Source organism: Bradyrhizobium sp. SZCCHNS3052 (assembly GCF_032484495.1).
Taxonomy (GTDB): Bacteria; Pseudomonadota; Alphaproteobacteria; order Rhizobiales; family Xanthobacteraceae; genus Bradyrhizobium.
On record NZ_JAUETB010000005.1, the window covers coordinates 306,547 to 321,094 of the forward strand.

General features: G+C 67.4%; 13 protein-coding genes. 5 read left to right on the forward strand and 8 right to left on the reverse strand.

Annotated elements, in window-relative coordinates; genetic code table 11:
• Nucleotides 1–142 precede the first annotated feature (142 nt).
• From garD to QX073_RS19360, 3 genes are all read left to right on the forward strand, one after another.
• Nucleotides 143–1,684 carry a galactarate dehydratase gene (gene garD / locus QX073_RS19350; protein ID WP_315752330.1) on the forward strand — a complete coding sequence of 514 codons (1,542 nt, stop codon included), beginning with the start codon at nucleotides 143–145 and terminating at the stop codon, nucleotides 1,682–1,684.
• A 174-nt stretch (nucleotides 1,685–1,858) separates the two neighbouring features.
• Complete coding sequence (locus tag QX073_RS19355; protein WP_315752329.1) at nucleotides 1,859–2,662, forward strand: class II aldolase/adducin family protein; 804 nt, start codon at nucleotides 1,859–1,861, stop codon at nucleotides 2,660–2,662.
• 291 nt (nucleotides 2,663–2,953) lie between these two features.
• On the forward strand, nucleotides 2,954–3,532 hold the full coding sequence (locus QX073_RS19360) for a hypothetical protein (protein WP_315752328.1): 579 nt from the start codon (nucleotides 2,954–2,956) through the stop codon (nucleotides 3,530–3,532).
• Between the two features lie 718 nt (nucleotides 3,533–4,250).
• Here QX073_RS19360 and QX073_RS19365 read toward each other — a convergent pair.
• On the reverse strand, nucleotides 4,251–5,699 hold the full coding sequence (locus QX073_RS19365) for a PLP-dependent aminotransferase family protein (protein WP_316226189.1): 1,449 nt from the start codon (nucleotides 5,697–5,699) through the stop codon (nucleotides 4,251–4,253).
• A gap of 64 nt (nucleotides 5,700–5,763) precedes the next feature.
• On the opposite strand from QX073_RS19365, the gene QX073_RS19370 reads away from it, so the two are divergent.
• Nucleotides 5,764–6,486 carry a pyridoxamine 5'-phosphate oxidase family protein gene (locus QX073_RS19370; protein ID WP_316226190.1) on the forward strand — a complete coding sequence of 241 codons (723 nt, stop codon included), beginning with the start codon at nucleotides 5,764–5,766 and terminating at the stop codon, nucleotides 6,484–6,486.
• A 323-nt stretch (nucleotides 6,487–6,809) separates the two neighbouring features.
• On the opposite strand, the gene QX073_RS19375 is transcribed toward QX073_RS19370, so the two are convergent.
• Genes QX073_RS19375 through QX073_RS19405 form a run of 7 tightly spaced genes read right to left on the reverse strand, consistent with a single transcriptional unit; the run spans nucleotide 6,810 to nucleotide 13,400 of the window.
• Entirely contained in the window at nucleotides 6,810–7,856 is a 1,047-nt protein-coding gene (locus QX073_RS19375) for an ABC transporter substrate-binding protein (RefSeq protein WP_316226191.1), read from the reverse strand.
• Nucleotides 7,853–9,025, reverse strand: a complete 1,173-nt coding sequence (locus QX073_RS19380; protein ID WP_316226192.1) for an FAD-dependent oxidoreductase — start codon at nucleotides 9,023–9,025, stop codon at nucleotides 7,853–7,855. The genes QX073_RS19375 and QX073_RS19380 overlap by 4 nt, the downstream gene beginning before the upstream one ends.
• Entirely contained in the window at nucleotides 9,009–10,403 is a 1,395-nt protein-coding gene (locus tag QX073_RS19385) for an FAD/NAD(P)-binding oxidoreductase (protein WP_316226193.1), read from the reverse strand. The genes QX073_RS19380 and QX073_RS19385 overlap by 17 nt, the downstream gene beginning before the upstream one ends.
• On the reverse strand, nucleotides 10,396–10,689 hold the full coding sequence (locus tag QX073_RS19390) for a (2Fe-2S)-binding protein (RefSeq protein ID WP_316171628.1): 294 nt from the start codon (nucleotides 10,687–10,689) through the stop codon (nucleotides 10,396–10,398). Before QX073_RS19390 ends, QX073_RS19385 begins: the two co-directional genes overlap by 8 nt.
• 4 nt (nucleotides 10,690–10,693) lie before the next feature.
• Nucleotides 10,694–11,488: an ABC transporter permease gene (locus QX073_RS19395; RefSeq protein ID WP_316226220.1), complete on the reverse strand. Its 795-nt coding sequence runs from the start codon at nucleotides 11,486–11,488 to the stop codon at nucleotides 10,694–10,696.
• Between the two features lie 5 nt (nucleotides 11,489–11,493).
• Nucleotides 11,494–12,348: an ABC transporter permease gene (locus tag QX073_RS19400; RefSeq protein WP_316226194.1), complete on the reverse strand. Its 855-nt coding sequence runs from the start codon at nucleotides 12,346–12,348 to the stop codon at nucleotides 11,494–11,496.
• A complete protein-coding gene (locus QX073_RS19405) occupies nucleotides 12,345–13,400 on the reverse strand; it encodes an ABC transporter ATP-binding protein (protein WP_316226195.1) in 1,056 nt (351 codons plus the stop codon). Before QX073_RS19405 ends, QX073_RS19400 begins: the two co-directional genes overlap by 4 nt.
• A 176-nt stretch (nucleotides 13,401–13,576) precedes the next feature.
• Here QX073_RS19405 and QX073_RS19410 point away from each other — a divergent pair, with 176 nt between their 5' ends.
• Complete coding sequence (locus QX073_RS19410; protein WP_316226221.1) at nucleotides 13,577–14,398, forward strand: IclR family transcriptional regulator; 822 nt, start codon at nucleotides 13,577–13,579, stop codon at nucleotides 14,396–14,398.
• Nucleotides 14,399–14,548: the final 150 nt, after the last annotated feature.

The following is a 14,548-nucleotide window of genomic DNA, read 5'->3' on the forward strand; positions in this document are numbered from 1 at the left end:
GTCCGCCGTGAGCTAACAGACGGGCCGCATCGACGGTCCACTCCCTCTCCCCGTTCTTACGGGGAGAGGGGATGAAAGAAGGAAGTAGGCGGGCACGGCGCTCCGCGCCTTTGCCCACCCACCGGAGCGGAACGGAGCCAGCATGAACCAGCAGGTCGTCGCCAACCAGGAGCCCCGCATCATCAAGCTCAACGCGCGCGACAACGTCGCGATCGTGGTGAACGATTTCGGCCTGCCTGCCGGCACCAAATTTCCCGATGGCCTGACGCTGAGGAGCTTCGTCCCGCAGGGCCACAAGACCGCACTGGTCGACATCGCCGAGGGCGCGCCGATCGTCCGCTACGGCGAGATCATCGGCTATGCGAAGTCGCCGATCGCATCCGGCGAATGGGTGGACGAGGCTCGCATCGACATGCCTGAGGCTCCTGCCCTCGATCAGCTCGAAATCTCCACCGCGGTGCCGGGGCCGCTGCCGCCGCTCGAAGGCTACACCTTCGAAGGCTATCGCAATCGCGACGGCTCGGTCGGCACCCGCAACGTGCTGGGCATCTCGACCTCGGTCCAATGCGTCAAGGGCACACTGGAATTCGCGATCAAGCGCATCAAGAGCGAGCTGCTGCCGAAGTACCCGAATGTCGATGACGTCGTCGCGCTTACCCACGCCTATGGCTGCGGTGTCGCGATCACGGCGCCAGATGCCGTGGTGCCGATCCGAACCCTGCAGAACCTCGCACTGAACCCGAATTTCGGCGGCGAGATCCTCGTCGTCGGCCTCGGCTGCGAGAAGCTCGCGCCGGAGCGGCTGCTGCCGGAAGGCACTGAAGACTCGATCGTCCGAATGCAGGACGAGGCCTTCGACGGCTTCGGCGCCATCGTCGACGCCATCATGACCCAGGCCGATCGCCGCCTTGCCGAACTCAACAAGCGCACCCGCGAGACCTGCCCGGCGTCCGATCTCGTCATCGGCCTGCAATGCGGCGGCAGCGATGCGTTCTCCGGTGTGACCGCCAATCCCGCAGTGGGCTTCGCGGCGGACCTGCTGGTGCGCGCGGGCGCGACCGTGATGTTCTCGGAGGTGACCGAGGTTCGCGACGCGATCCAATTGCTGACCCGGCGCGCCATCAACGAGGACGTCGGCCGCGCGCTGATCCGTGAGATGGACTGGTACGATTCCTATCTCGCGCGCGGCGGCGCCGATCGCAGCGCCAACACGACGCCCGGCAACAAGAAGGGCGGCCTCGCCAACATCGTCGAGAAGTCGCTGGGCTCGATCGTGAAGTCGGGCTCCGGTCCGATCCACGGCGTGCTGGCGCCGGGCGAGAAGGCCAGGCAAAAGGGCATGCTGTTCGCGGCGACGCCAGCCTCCGACTTCATCTGTGGCACCCTGCAGCTCGCATCTGGCATGACCTTGCAGGTGTTCACCACGGGCCGCGGTACGCCCTACGGCCTTGCGGCGGCGCCCGTCATCAAGGTCGCGACCCGCAGCGAGCTGGCGCGCCGCTGGAAGGATCTGATCGACTTCGACGCCGGCCGCATCGCCACCGGCGAGATGACGATCGAGGAAACCGGCTGGGAGTTGTTCAAGCTGATCCTCGACGTCGCCTCCGGTCGCACCAAGCCATGGTCGGACCGCTGGGGCATCCACAACGATCTGACCTTGTTCAATCCGGCTCCGGTGACCTGAGGGAGGGCTCACCCTGCCATGCCAATTGCCTCGCTCAAACCTCTCCCCGTCATTGCGAGCGAAGCGAAGCAATCCAGGGTCCCAGCCACCATCCTGGATTGCTTCGCTTCGCTCGCAATGACGCGTATGTTGAAGCAACGAGCCTAGACAACGAAGGCCGGGAGGAAGAGCCAGATGTCCAGCTTCAGCCGCTTCGCCGCGATTGCCGTAGCAGCCTCCCTCCTCTCCCTCCTCTCCGCCGGCCCTTCCCGCGCCCAAGACGCCATCCCTGGTGTCCCCCGCGAGCTGCTCGAGGACATCGCGACCGGCAGCCGCATCCTCGCCGATCTCGGCGTCGTCGACGCCTTCGGCCATGTCAGCGCGCGGCATCCCACCAATCCGCACCACTTCCTGATGGCACGCTCGATCGCGCCGGCGCAGGTCACGGCCAATGACATCATGGAGTTCGACGAGAACGGCGAACCGGTCGATGCGAGGAACCGCGCCGTCTTCCTCGAGCGCTTCATCCATGCCGAGATCTACAAGGCGCGTCCGGACGTCAGCGCGGTGGTGCATACGCATTCGCCGGGCGTCGTGCCGTTCAGCGTCAGCCATACACCCTTGAAGCCGCTGTATCACAACGCCGCCTTCCTCGGCACCGGCGCGCCGGTATGGGACATCGGCAAGGAGTTCGGCGCCACCAACATGCTGGTCAGCAACAATGTGATCGGCAAATCGCTGGCGGCCACGCTTGGCGACAAATCGGTGGTGCTGATGCGCGGCCACGGCGACGTCGCGGTTGGACCGTCGGTCAAGGCCGCCGTGTTCCGCGCCTATTACACCGACGTCAATGCGAAGCTGCAGGCGCAGGCGATCGGGCTCGGCAGAGACGTCACCTATCTCAGCGCCGAGGAGGCCGCCAAGGCCGACGCGGTCAACATGGTGATCATGGACCGCGCCTGGGCGCTGTGGAAGCAGAGGGCGCAGTCGGCGAAATAGTCCCGGAGATTGAAGATCATTCCGCGGCAGCGCCGCCCCGGATTCCTGTGACGCGCCGAGCCCGCTGCACCGCGCCTTCCGTCTCGACATGGAGCGCGAGCGAGTGCGCGGCGTGCGCACGGAACTTTCCATTCCTTTTGCGGTATCGACCGACCACCCGTGCCGTACAGCGCCGGGCTTGCGCTGGCGCGATGTACGCTGCCGCACTGGCGTCCGACCTCTTTTTGCCGCAAAGCTGACACATCGCTTAACCTCTCGCGCCGTCATGATTCCTCCAGGCTCACCCCGCGGATGCCCCTGCATTTTCCTCGTCTTGCTGCCGTTGCGCTCGGTCTCTTCCTGGGTACGCCCTGCCTGGCTCAGCAGCCGATGCCGGTGACGAGCTCGCCGGAGGAGCGGCCCGACATCGATCTCTACGCGCTGATGTCCGGCACCTGCCGGACCGCGAAGGTCGACGGCCGCGAATTTTCCTGCAAGACGGTGGCGTTCTTTCACAGCGAGAAGGGGCGCGCCCATTTCACCGTCGCGCTCGACGATCCCGCTGACGAGAGCCACATCATCGCGTTCTCCGGCATCAATGGCCGCAGGTCGATCCAGAACGTCTACGAACTGCCGATCGACAGGATGCTGCTGAATTCCAAGCATCGCCCGAAGGTCGATGGCATTCCGGTGCCGGCGACGAAGAGCTCGGCCGGCATGTGCCGTCAGGTCGGCAACTTCGCGATGCTCAAGGTCACGAGCGTGACCTGCTCCGCCAAGGACGACAGCGGCCGCGCCTATGAGCTGCAGTTCGTCTCCGACGGCACGCCCATCACCTTGCGCCGGGTGCGCCAGACGATGACGAACGCCGAGCACAATCCCTATGAATGAGTGCGTCGCGATTGCGGCGACCGCGCGCATCCGCGTCGCCTGACGCGCATCTGCTCCAATCCGCATCTCGAACAGCCATGAACATGAGGGCGCGTTCTCGCGGCAGATGATGCCCGAGGCTTACGATCCGTCTCGCCCTCGGAAGTGCAAAGGGCGCAGGGAATGCCGGGTGAAGGCCCCACCCATGGCCCGCCTGCGAAAAAAATGCAGGCGGCAGGTACCACAGGCAAAGCCGGTTCAACCCGGCATTCCCTGCGCGATGGTCTTCACGCTTATACGCAGTCTCCCTGGTGCGCCGGGCTTGTTGGCCACCATTGCGGCAATGCGCTTGCGCGCACTGCGCGTGATACCAGCATCGGGGTATCAGGACGCTGCGACTTCACGTCCGCGTATTGCCGTTCGTCCGCACGCTGGACAAGCATGCTGCGGCAACAGCGCGGCCATCGCACCCCACCTCGCGTGTCGTGACGATCGCGCGCTACGCCCCTCTGCGGTGAGGCGGGATGCGCTACCAAAGCACGATTTTCGAAAAAACGAAAGAAGAAAATGCAGGCGCGCGATCGGTCGTCAAGAGCGCGTTGAACGAACTGAACAAAATCCAGACCGGCGTGTTGCGCGCGACACGCAAGCGGAGCCTCTGTGTAGATTCCCGGAAGCTCATAGCCCTGCTGATTTGCCCGACGTGCCGGCTCGGCCACACTCGCGGCATCGATGATGCTCAGCGGCGGCGCGCCGCCGCGCCCAGGATGTCCTGGGTGGCGCGCCCGAGCCGCCTGGCGGCATCGGCGAGATCCTTCGCCGCAAAGCCCGAATAGCCCAGGATGAAACCGTCGGGCCCGCGCTGCACGATCCGCGCATCCGACAGCAGCCGGCATTCGATGCCGGCGCGGTCGCGGATCAGTTTCGCCGTGCCCTTCGGCGCTGCCGGCGGCAAGGTCGCCAGCAGATGCAGTCCTTGCGACGGCGCGGCCAGTTGCAGGCTGCCTTTGCCGTGCTTGGCGAGCGCCTCGGCGACGACGTCGCGCGCCTGGCGATAGCGCGGGCGCAGCCGCCGCATGTGGGCTGCGAGCACGCCGTCGGCCATCAGGTCGGCCAGAGCGTCCTGCATGAAGGCCGGCGGAAACCGGTCCTGCGCCGCGCGCGCCGCGACGACCCGCGCGACCAGCGCCGGCGGCACCACGAGGTAGCCGAGCCGCAGTCCCGCGAACAGCGTCTTGCCGAAGGTGCCGAGATAGATGACGCGCTCGCCGCCGATTCCGGCCAGCGCCGTCAGCGGCGGGCCGGCAAAGCGGTACTCGCTGTCGTAGTCGTCCTCGAAGATGTAGGCGTCCGCCCTGCGCGCCCAGTCGAGCAGCGCGATGCGCCGCGCCATGCTCATCGCAACGCCGGTCGGAAACTGATGCGATGGCGTCACGTAGGCGGCCTTGGCCGCCATGTACGCCGCCTCGCCCGAGCTGACTATGATTCCTTCATCATCGACGGGCACCGGGACCAGCTTCGCGCCGGTCGTGCTCAACGTATGGCGCGAGGCGACATAGCCCGGATCCTCGAACCAGACGGGATCGCCCGGCGCAAGCAACGCGTCGATGCACAGCCGCAAGCCATGCTGGGTGCCGCTCACGATGAGAATGCAGCTTGGGTCGCAGCGTACGCCGCGACTGGCGGCAAGGTAGTGCGCGACCTGGCTGCGCAGATGCAGGCTGCCGCGCGGATCGCCATAGCCGAGCTCATCCGGCGCGGCGTGGGCGATGCGGCGCCGGCTGGCCGCGGCGAGTCGCCGCAAGAGCACGGGATCGACCAGCGTGCAGCCGAGCGCGAACGGCCGGCGCGGCGGAATGCGAACATCCAGCTCGGCGACCGGCGCGGCGACCTGCGGTGCGGGCAGCCGTGCCGCGACATAGGTGCCGGCGCCGTGGCGCGCCTCGACCAGGCCGTCCGACAGCAGCGCCTCATAGGCTGTGACGATCGCATTGCGGCGGACGCCGAGCTGCTCGGCGAGCCCGCGCGTCGAAGGCAGACGAAGGCCGGGCGCGAGCAGACCATCGACGATGCCGGTGCGCAGCGCGCCGTGCACCTGCTGCGACTGGCTGCGGATGCTGCGGTCGAGGTGGATCGGCAGCGCCAGCACGTCGTCGCGGCGCCGCGAAGTGGTTGGCTGCTTTCGCATCGAAGTGGAACTCCCGACAACCACTTTGCCATGGCATGACGTCGACGGAAACAGGAGACTGACGATGTCCGAACAACAGATGCCGAGCTATCCCGTCGACGACACCAACCGGGTCAAGCGGCGGCATCAGCGCGCCCATTACGATCATGCGACCGTCCATGCCCTGCTCGACTCCGCAACGCTGTGCCACGTCTCCTATGTCATCGACGGCCAGCCCTATTGCACGCCGACGCTGTATTGGCGCGAGGGAACGACGCTGTATTGGCATGGCTCGAGCGCCAGCCGCATGTTGCGCAGCCTATCCGAGGGACAGCCGGCCTGTCTCACGGTGACCCATCTCGACGGCCTGGTGCTGGCCCGCAGCGCCTTCCATCATTCCGCCGACTACCGCTCGGTGATGGCGTTCGGCCATGCCCGGCTGATCGAGGATCAGGCCGAGAAGGAGCGCGCGCTGGTGATGATGGTCGATCGCCTGTTTCCCGGCCGCACTGCGAGCCTGCGCCAGACCACGGAGCAGGAGCTCAAGGCCACGTCGGTCGTGACCATGGAGATCGAAAAGGCATCGGCGAAGATCCGCGCCGCGGGCGTCATCGACGATGAGGAGGACTACGCGCTGCCGATCTATGCCGAGCGCATTCCGGTGCAGACCCTGATCGGGTCGCCGGAGCCCGATGGCCGATTGCTGCCGGGCGTCACCCGTCCCGCGACGCTGTCAGGTTTCAGCGCCGGACGGCGGCTCGATGAGGCGCTGACGGAGGCGTATGCGACGAGCTATCCGGCGGGGTAATGCGCGTAGCTACCACGCGATCCGAGGGTGCCTTGCGCAACCCTGGATCGCCTCGTCGCTACGCTCCTCGCAATGACGATCGGAGCAGGCGTAGCGCCACTTTCCGTCATCGCCCGGCTCGACCGGGCGATCCGGTACGCCGAGACGGCCGTGATGGCATCGAGAGCAGCGGCGGACTGGATATCCCGCTTTGGCGGGGTATGACGATGGAACTGCAAACGCGCTGGCTCCCCGGCCGTCATCGCGAGCGCCAGCGAAGCGATCCAGGGCCGCATGAAAGGTCTGAATCGCTTCGCTCACAATGACGACGGAACGAAGCCTGCCTACCGCTCGATCATCCTGTTCCAGCGCGTATTCCATTCGGGGCGCCTGGCGTTGATGACGTCCCAGTCGAGCGTGATCGCGCTCTTCATGTAGCCGTGGAAGGTCGCGAGCTTCTGCTCGGCCGCCGGCGTCGTGGCTTTCGCGGTGGTGTTGGACGGCACGATGTTGCCGGCGGCCAGCGCCTTGGCCTGCGCTTCCGGCGACAGCAGATAGGCGGCGAGCTTCTGCGCCAGCTCGGATTCGGAGTTGTTGGCGATGACGCATTCGGCGACCATCAGCACGACCGAGCCTTCCTTCGGCTGCGCATACTCGACCGGGATGCCCTTCTCCTTCAAGGTCGACACCGCGGTCGGCGTCAGCGGGAAGATCGCGGCCTCGCCGGTCTGCACCATCTCGGAGATCTTGGCCGAGTTCGGAATGTATTCGAGCACGTTCTTGCCGATCGTGTCGGGAAACGCCTTGAAGCCCGGCTCGACATTGGCCTCGCTGCCGCCGTTGATACGGTTGATCATCAGGAAGGCGTGCAGGCCGAAGGTCGAGACCGAGGCCGACTGGAACACGACCTTGTCCTTGAACTTGGGATCGGCGAGATCGAGCCAGGAGGTCGGCACCGCCCAACCCTTCTCGTCGAACAGCTTCTTGTTGTAGGCAAGGCCGGTCATGCCGATGTCGATGCCGGCGGCGATGTCGTCCTTGAGTCGCGCGAACGGCTCGAGCTGGCCGAGCGCCTCGCTCGGCTTCAGCTTCTCGCACAGACCAAGGCCGGCGGCGCGGATCATCACGCCGTCGTCGAGAAACATCACGTGCATCTGCGGCTTGTCTTTGGCCGCGATCGCCTTGGCGAGGATCTCCGACGAGGTGCCGGGCACGACGACGATCTTGACGTCGTTGGCCTTCTCGAAGTCCGGAAACACCGCCTGCGTATAGGTGCGCTCGAAATTGCCGCCGTTCATGCCGACATAGAGCGTCCTGGTTTCGGCGTGCGCGGAGGCGGTGGCGAGCATCAGCGCGAGGGCTGAGCCGAGCGCGGCGCGAGCATCGATCATGGCGAGGTCTCCTTCGATCCTGTCGTCATTGCTGCTTGAGAGGCATCGCCCGGCTGCGATGCGGGTGAGAAACGAGTGATGGCGAAGGCCGCGATCGGCGTCGAGGTCTCGCCGTCGCGCACCAGCTCGGCCAGCACCTGGCCGACCCCCGGCGCGATCTGGAAGCCGGCGCCAGAGAAGCCGAAGGCGTGAATCAGTCCCGGCGTCGTCGCGCTCGGCCCGATCACCGGATTGCGGTCGGGCATCGTCGCCTCGGTGCCGCTCCAGAACCGAATCGCCTGGGCATGGCGCAGCGGGCCGAACAGCTCGCTGGCGCGCTGCATGATGGCAAGCACGCCGTCGCTGCGCGGGCGCGAATAATCGGGATCGGCGAGCGGCGCGGCGCGCTCGCCGCCGACGACGACGTTGCCGCGCGTGACCTGCCGCGCGTAGATGCCGCCGCCCTCGATGCCGATGTTGACGCCGAGAAATAGATCGAGCGGCTCGGTCACGATCATCGACGGATAGGTGCGCTCCAGCGGCACGGGCTCGTCGAACGCGCGCGCCAAGCCGTCGGCCCAGGCGCCGGCGCTGTTGATCACGGTACGCGTCCTGATGGCGACGTCACCGGCTTCCAGCGCAAAACCCTCGAACGTCCTGGTGGCGCCCGTAACCTCCGTGTTCTCCAGCACCTCGGCGCCGGCGCGACGCGCCGCTGCGGCGAAGGCGGTGGCGACCAGCCGTGGATTGGCGTGGCCGTCGCCAGGACAGAATGAGCCGCCCACGACGCCGCCCGCGATGCCGAAGCGCTCGTGCAGTTGATTGTGGCCGATCAGCTCGAGAGCGAGCCCGAACGGCGCGACCTCGGCGGCGTAGCGCTCCAGGCTCGCCATGTCCTCGGCGTTGCGCGCGAGCTTGAGATGGCCGGAGCGCAGGAACTCGCCGTCGATGCCGATGAGCTGCGCGAGCCGCGGCCAGATCGCATGCGCCCGCTGCGACAGCGGCAGTTGCTCGGGCGGACGGCCCTGGCGGCGCACGCCGCCATAGTTCACGCCGCTCGCCTGAGCGCCGCAGAAGCCCTTGTCGAGCAGCGTGACGGAGAAGCCCATGTCGCGCAGCGCCAGCGCGGCGGAGCTGCCGACCAGCCCGCCGCCGACGATCGCGACATCGCAGTCAATGCGCCGGGTCATGCTGCCTCTCGTCGAGCGACAGGCTGGCAGCCAGCGGGATCGGCTTGATCGGCGCCTGCGCGCGCAGCCGGCCGACAGCGCCGATGTCGCGGCGCGTCTGCGCAGCCAAGAGCTCCGCGGCGACCGCGCCGCACATGCGGCCCTGGCAGCGGCCCATGCCGATGCGCGTCACCGCCTTCAGGCGATTGATCTCGGTGAGCGAGAAATCGCTGATCGCGCGCCGCGCCTCGCCGGCATCGATCTCCTCGCAGCGGCACAGCAGCGTGTCATCGGCGATGTCGCCCGCCCAATGCGATGGATAGGGAAAGGCGGCTTCGAGCCCATCGCGCAGGCGATCGATCCGCGCCAGCGCATGTTCGAGGGTGGCGGCGCGCACCGAATCATGCGGCAGGCCGCGATCCTCCAACAATGCCAGCGCGGCCTGCTCGCCGGCGGCTTCCGCGGCATCGGCGCCGGCGATGCGGGCGCCGTCGCCGGCGAGGTACACGCCCGCGATGCTGCTGCGGCCACCGGCGTCGCGAACCGGACGATGCGCGCGGTCGCGCGCATCGAAGCCAAAAGCGCAGCCGGCGAGATCAGCAACCTGAGTCTCCGAGCGCAGACCGAGGCCGTAGCCGACGCCGTCGCAGGCGATCGCGTGTTCGCGCCCGCCAGCCCGATAGACGATGCGCGCCACCCTGCCCTTGCCCTCGATCCGGAGCCGGGAGACGCCGAACCGCACGCGCGTGCCGCGCAGCGTCAACTCCAGCGCCATGCGCACCCCACGCAGCACGATGCCCGGCGCGAGCGGCAACGCGCGCAGCAGATTGAGCTTCGCAGACAAGGGCGCCGCGTCGAGCACGGCGGCAACGTCGACGCCGGCCTTCATGTATTGCCAGGCGACCAGATAGAGCAGCGGGCCGGAGCCGGCGAACACCACGCGCCGGCCGATCGCGCAGCCCTGCGCCTTCAGCGCGATCTGCGCGCCGCCGAGGGTGAATACGCCGGGCAAGGTCCAGCCGGGGATCGGCAGCACGCGATCGGTCGCGCCGGCCGCGAGGATGAGTCCATCATAATTGATGCGATGGCTGATGCCGTCGCGGAGAATGGCGGCCGCGCCGTCGCGCAGATTCCACAGCAGCGTGTTCGACTGATAGTCGATTGCGGTGCCGAGCGCCGCAAAGTCGTGATGCAGCCGCGCGGCCTTCGAAGCCTCCGAGCCGTAGCGCGCCGTGGCATCGCGGCCGTCGGGACTCAGCGGCTGGCGATAGATCTGGCCGCCGCAGGCGTGGCCTTCATCGACCACGATCGGCCGCAGGCCGGCCGCGACCAATGTCATCGCGGCGCGGATGCCGGCCGGGCCGGCGCCGACGATCAGGGGCGATGCGCGCTCAGCCATGGCCGCGCCCTCGTCGTGTGATGATGTCCATGCCTTCGGTAAGCGGCGTCGTGCAGGCGCGCAGCTGCTCACCGCTCGCGAGCTGCACCCAGCAGTCCTGGCACGCGCCCATCTGGCAGAAGCCGGCCCGTGGCGCGGCGGAAAACTCGCTGTAGCGAAGCCGGTCGACCTGGCAGAGCATGGCCGTCAGCACGGTGTCGCCGGCGCGGCCGTCGCAGGGCACGCCATCGATCGTGAAGGAGATGACGGCGCTGTCGTTGCGGACGAGGCGATGCAGCAACGGCATGGTATCAGCCCTGCCCCACGAGGATCTTGTCGAGGCCGAAGATGCGGTCGAGCAGCAGCATCGCCGCCGCCGTCACCGCGATCATCAGCGCCGATACGGCGGCCATCATCGGATCAATCGATTCGGTCGCGTACATGTACATGCGCACCGGCAGGGTGATCGTGGCGGGCGAGGTGATGAAGATCGACATCGTGAGCTCGTCGAAGGAGTTGATGAAGGCAAGCAGCCAGCCGCCGGTGATGCTGGGCAAAATCATCGGCACGGTAATGCGGCGGAACACGATCCAGCCGGAAGCGCCCAGGGTCACCGCCGCCTGCTCGGCGCTGCGGTCGAGGCCGGACAGGGCGGCCAGAACCAAGCGGAGCACATAAGGCGTGACGACGACAATGTGACCTGCGGTCAGCCACAGCAGGCTGCCGGTGGCGCCGAGCAGCGCGAACAGCCGCAGCAGCGCAACGCCGAGCACGAGATGCGGGATCATCAGGGGCGACAGGAACAGCGCGTTCAGCGCCGCGCGGCCGCGGAAGTCGTAGCGGTCGAGCGCGAGGCCGGCGGCGACCGCGAGCACGACCGCAATCGTCGCGGCTGTTGCGGCAACCCACAGGCTGTTGAGGAAGGAGGCGACGAAATCCGGATGCGCGAACACGGCCGTGAACCAGCGCAGCGAGACCTGCGTGGTCGGCAATGTCAACGTGTTGGCCGGCGTGAACGCGACGAGGCAGATCACGATGAGCGGCGCCAGCACGAAGCCAGTGACGAGCGCATGAAAGACCAGGGCGATCGGGCCGTTGTGGCGCATGCCGCTCACCCCAACATCCGCCTGGCGCGCGCCTCGACGACGCGCTGATAGGCCAGCATGAGCACGAGGTTCGTGACCAACACCAGGATCGCGATGGCGGCCCCCAGCGGCCAGTTCAGCTCGTGCATGTATTCGTCATAGACCAGCGTCGCCGCCATCTTCAGCCGCCGGCCGCCGAGCAGCGCGGGGATCGCGAAGGCCGAGGCCGAAAGTCCGAACACCACCAGGCTGCCCGACAGCAGCCCCATCGTCACCTGCGGCAGCACTACGCGGCGCAGCGCCGTGAAGCGCGAGGCGCCGAGCGTCCAGGCGGCGGCCTCGACCATCGGATCGAGCTTCTGCAGCGAGGTCCAGACCGGGATGACCATGAACGGCAGCATCACATGGACGAGCGCGATGACGATGGCCGTCTCGGTGTAGAGGATCCTGACCGTGCCGAGCCCGAGCGCACGGGAGGCCTCGTTGACGAGGCCCGTGGGGCCGAGCAGCATGCTCCAGCCAAAGGCGCGCACCACGACCGAAACCAGCAGCGGGCCGATGATCGCGAGCAGGAACGCCGAGCGCCAGGGCTCGCGCATGCGCGCCAGGATGTAGGCCTCGGGCGCGCCGATCACGGCGCAGATCAGCGTGGTCAGCGCGGCGAGCCGCAGCGTGCGCCAGAAGATATTGAGAAAGTAGCTGTCGGAGAGGATGCCGATGTAGTGCGCCAGCGTGGTCTCGTCCTTGACGCCGGTCGCGGCGTCATAGACGTGGAACGACAGCGCCAGGGTGAGCCCGAGCGGCACGACCACCAATGCGGTGAACAGCAGCGCGCCCGGCGCCGCCAGCAGCCATGGTGTCGTCGCGCGCGTGCCGCTCATGCCGACTGCGCTCCGTCGGGCTTCGACGCGCGTGCGCTGGCGCTGCTCCAGGCGAGACCGACCTGATCGCCCTCGCACGCCGGCTCCTCGCCCGCATTGGGCAGGGCGACGCCGATCAATCCGGCGGGCGTCTCGACGGTGAAGAACCAGCTGCTGCCGAGGAAGAAGCGCGCTCTGATGCGGCCATCGAGCACGCCGGCGCCGGGAGTTGTCAGGCCGATCTTCTCCGGCCGGATCGCAATGACAACGGCCGCGCCGTCGGCGAGACCCGCAGCCTCGCACGGCAGCTCACGGCCGCCGATCTCGACGCCGCCGCTGCGCCACACGCCGGACAGCCGGTTCATCTTGCCGACGAAGGAGGAGATGAACGGCGTCGCCGGATTTTCGTAGAGCCGATAGGGCGCGTCGACCTGCATGATGCGGCCCTGCTCCATCACCACCACGCGATCGCTCATCGACAGCGCCTCGCTCTGGTCGTGCGTCACCATGATCGTGGTGGTGCCGACGCGCTGCTGGATGCCGCGCAGTTCGAACTGCATCTCCTCGCGCAGCTTGGCGTCGAGATTGGACAGCGGCTCGTCGAGCAGCAGCAACGGCGGATCGATGACGAGCGCGCGCGCCACCGCGACGCGCTGACGCTGCCCGCCGGAGAGCTGGCGTGGATAGCGGTCGGCGAGCGCGGCGAGTTGCACCAGCGCCAGCGCCTGTTTGACGCGCGCCTCGCGCTCGGCCCTGATCACCTTGCGCATTTCGAGTCCGAAGGCGACGTTCTGCGCCACCGTCATGTGCGGAAACAGCGCGTAGCTCTGGAAGACGATGCCGAGGCTGCGGCGATCGGGCTTCTCGTGGGTGATGTCGCGACCGTCGAGCGTGATGCGCCCCGACGTCGGCTCGACCAGGCCGGCGATCATCTGCAGCGTCGTGGTCTTGCCGCAGCCGGAGGGGCCGAGCAGCGAGATGAACTCGCCCTTGGCGACGCTGAGATTGACGTCGCTGACCGCAGCGACATCGCCGTAGAGCTTCGTCAAACCGTCCAGCGTCAGGAAACCCATGCGTCCTCGCGCGGGAGGCTCCCTGTCATCGCCAGGGATTGCCGCCCTGGGGCTCTTTCATGCCGGCGGGCCACGCAGATGGTCAATCATGAATTCCGATATCCTGAATTTATCTATCTGATATTCTGGTATATGAAATCCATGTGACGAATTCGACGCCAACATTCACCGATCAGATGACGACAGCCGACACCGATTCGTCCTCTAGCCTTCGCCGGGCCCTGAAGCTGCTCCGCATCCTCGCCGAGGGCGACCCCGACGGGCTGCGGCTGAAGGACATCGCGGAGACCGCGGGCTGCAGCCAGCCGACCGCGCACCGCATGCTGCAGGATCTCGTGGCGGAGGGCTTTGCCGAGCAGGCCGCCGGCAAGCGCTATCGCCTTGCGCTCGACTTCTACGTGCTCGCGGCGCGCGCCGGGCAGGCCAGCGGCCTGCGCGAGGCGGCGCGGCCGGCGCTGCTGCGGCTGTCGGCGACCTTGAGCGACACGATCTTCCTGCTGGTGCGCAACGGCTTCGATGCGGTCTGCCTCGACCGCGTCGAAGGACCGTTTCCGATCCGCTCCTTCACCGGCGACATCGGCGGCAAGGTGCCGCTCGGGCTTGGCCAGGGCAGCCTCGCGATTCTCGCCAACCTGCCCGAGGACGAGCAGGAGGCCGTGATCCGCTTCAACATCCCGCGCCTGCTCGATCGCGGCTTCCTCGACGAGGCCTCGCTGCGCAGTGCGCTGGCGCAGGCGCGCGCGCAAGGTTGGGTCAACACCAGCACCGGCCTCATTCCCGGCATGGCCGGCGTCGGCGTGCCCGTGCTCGACGCGCAGGGCCGCGCGGTGGCGGCGCTCAGCGTGGGCACGCTGGCGGAGCGGCTGAACGCGGACCGGCTGCCGCATGTGGTGAAGATCCTGCAGGGCGAGGCGCAGGTGCTGGCCGGCAAGCTCAACCCGTTCGACGTGGCTTTGCGCTATCCATCACGGAGCTTGAGCACGATCAGGGGGAATTAGTCCTTCTGCATCACGACCACCGTCATTCCGGGGCAAGGCCGCAGGCCCTGAACCCGGAATCCCGACGCTGCCTTGCGTTCGTTTCCAACAATCTCGAGATTCCGGGTCCAATCGCGCACACGCCGTCGCGTGTGCACGATTGCCCCGGAA

Excerpts from the sequence above, each read along its gene's own strand:
- garD (WP_315752330.1), top strand. The coding sequence starts at position 143 with ATGAACCAGCAGGTCGTCGCCAACCAGGAGCCCCGCATCATCAAGCTC.
- QX073_RS19355 (WP_315752329.1), top strand. The coding sequence starts at position 1,859 with ATGTCCAGCTTCAGCCGCTTCGCCGCGATTGCCGTAGCAGCCTCCCTC.
- QX073_RS19360 (WP_315752328.1), top strand. The coding sequence starts at position 2,954 with ATGCCCCTGCATTTTCCTCGTCTTGCTGCCGTTGCGCTCGGTCTCTTC.
- QX073_RS19365 (WP_316226189.1), bottom strand. The coding sequence starts at position 5,699 with ATGCGAAAGCAGCCAACCACTTCGCGGCGCCGCGACGACGTGCTGGCG.
- QX073_RS19370 (WP_316226190.1), top strand. The coding sequence starts at position 5,764 with ATGTCCGAACAACAGATGCCGAGCTATCCCGTCGACGACACCAACCGG.
- QX073_RS19375 (WP_316226191.1), bottom strand. The coding sequence starts at position 7,856 with ATGATCGATGCTCGCGCCGCGCTCGGCTCAGCCCTCGCGCTGATGCTC.
- QX073_RS19380 (WP_316226192.1), bottom strand. The coding sequence starts at position 9,025 with ATGACCCGGCGCATTGACTGCGATGTCGCGATCGTCGGCGGCGGGCTG.
- QX073_RS19385 (WP_316226193.1), bottom strand. The coding sequence starts at position 10,403 with ATGGCTGAGCGCGCATCGCCCCTGATCGTCGGCGCCGGCCCGGCCGGC.
- QX073_RS19390 (WP_316171628.1), bottom strand. The coding sequence starts at position 10,689 with ATGCCGTTGCTGCATCGCCTCGTCCGCAACGACAGCGCCGTCATCTCC.
- QX073_RS19395 (WP_316226220.1), bottom strand. The coding sequence starts at position 11,488 with ATGCGCCACAACGGCCCGATCGCCCTGGTCTTTCATGCGCTCGTCACT.
- QX073_RS19400 (WP_316226194.1), bottom strand. The coding sequence starts at position 12,348 with ATGAGCGGCACGCGCGCGACGACACCATGGCTGCTGGCGGCGCCGGGC.
- QX073_RS19405 (WP_316226195.1), bottom strand. The coding sequence starts at position 13,400 with ATGGGTTTCCTGACGCTGGACGGTTTGACGAAGCTCTACGGCGATGTC.
- QX073_RS19410 (WP_316226221.1), top strand. The coding sequence starts at position 13,577 with ATGACGACAGCCGACACCGATTCGTCCTCTAGCCTTCGCCGGGCCCTG.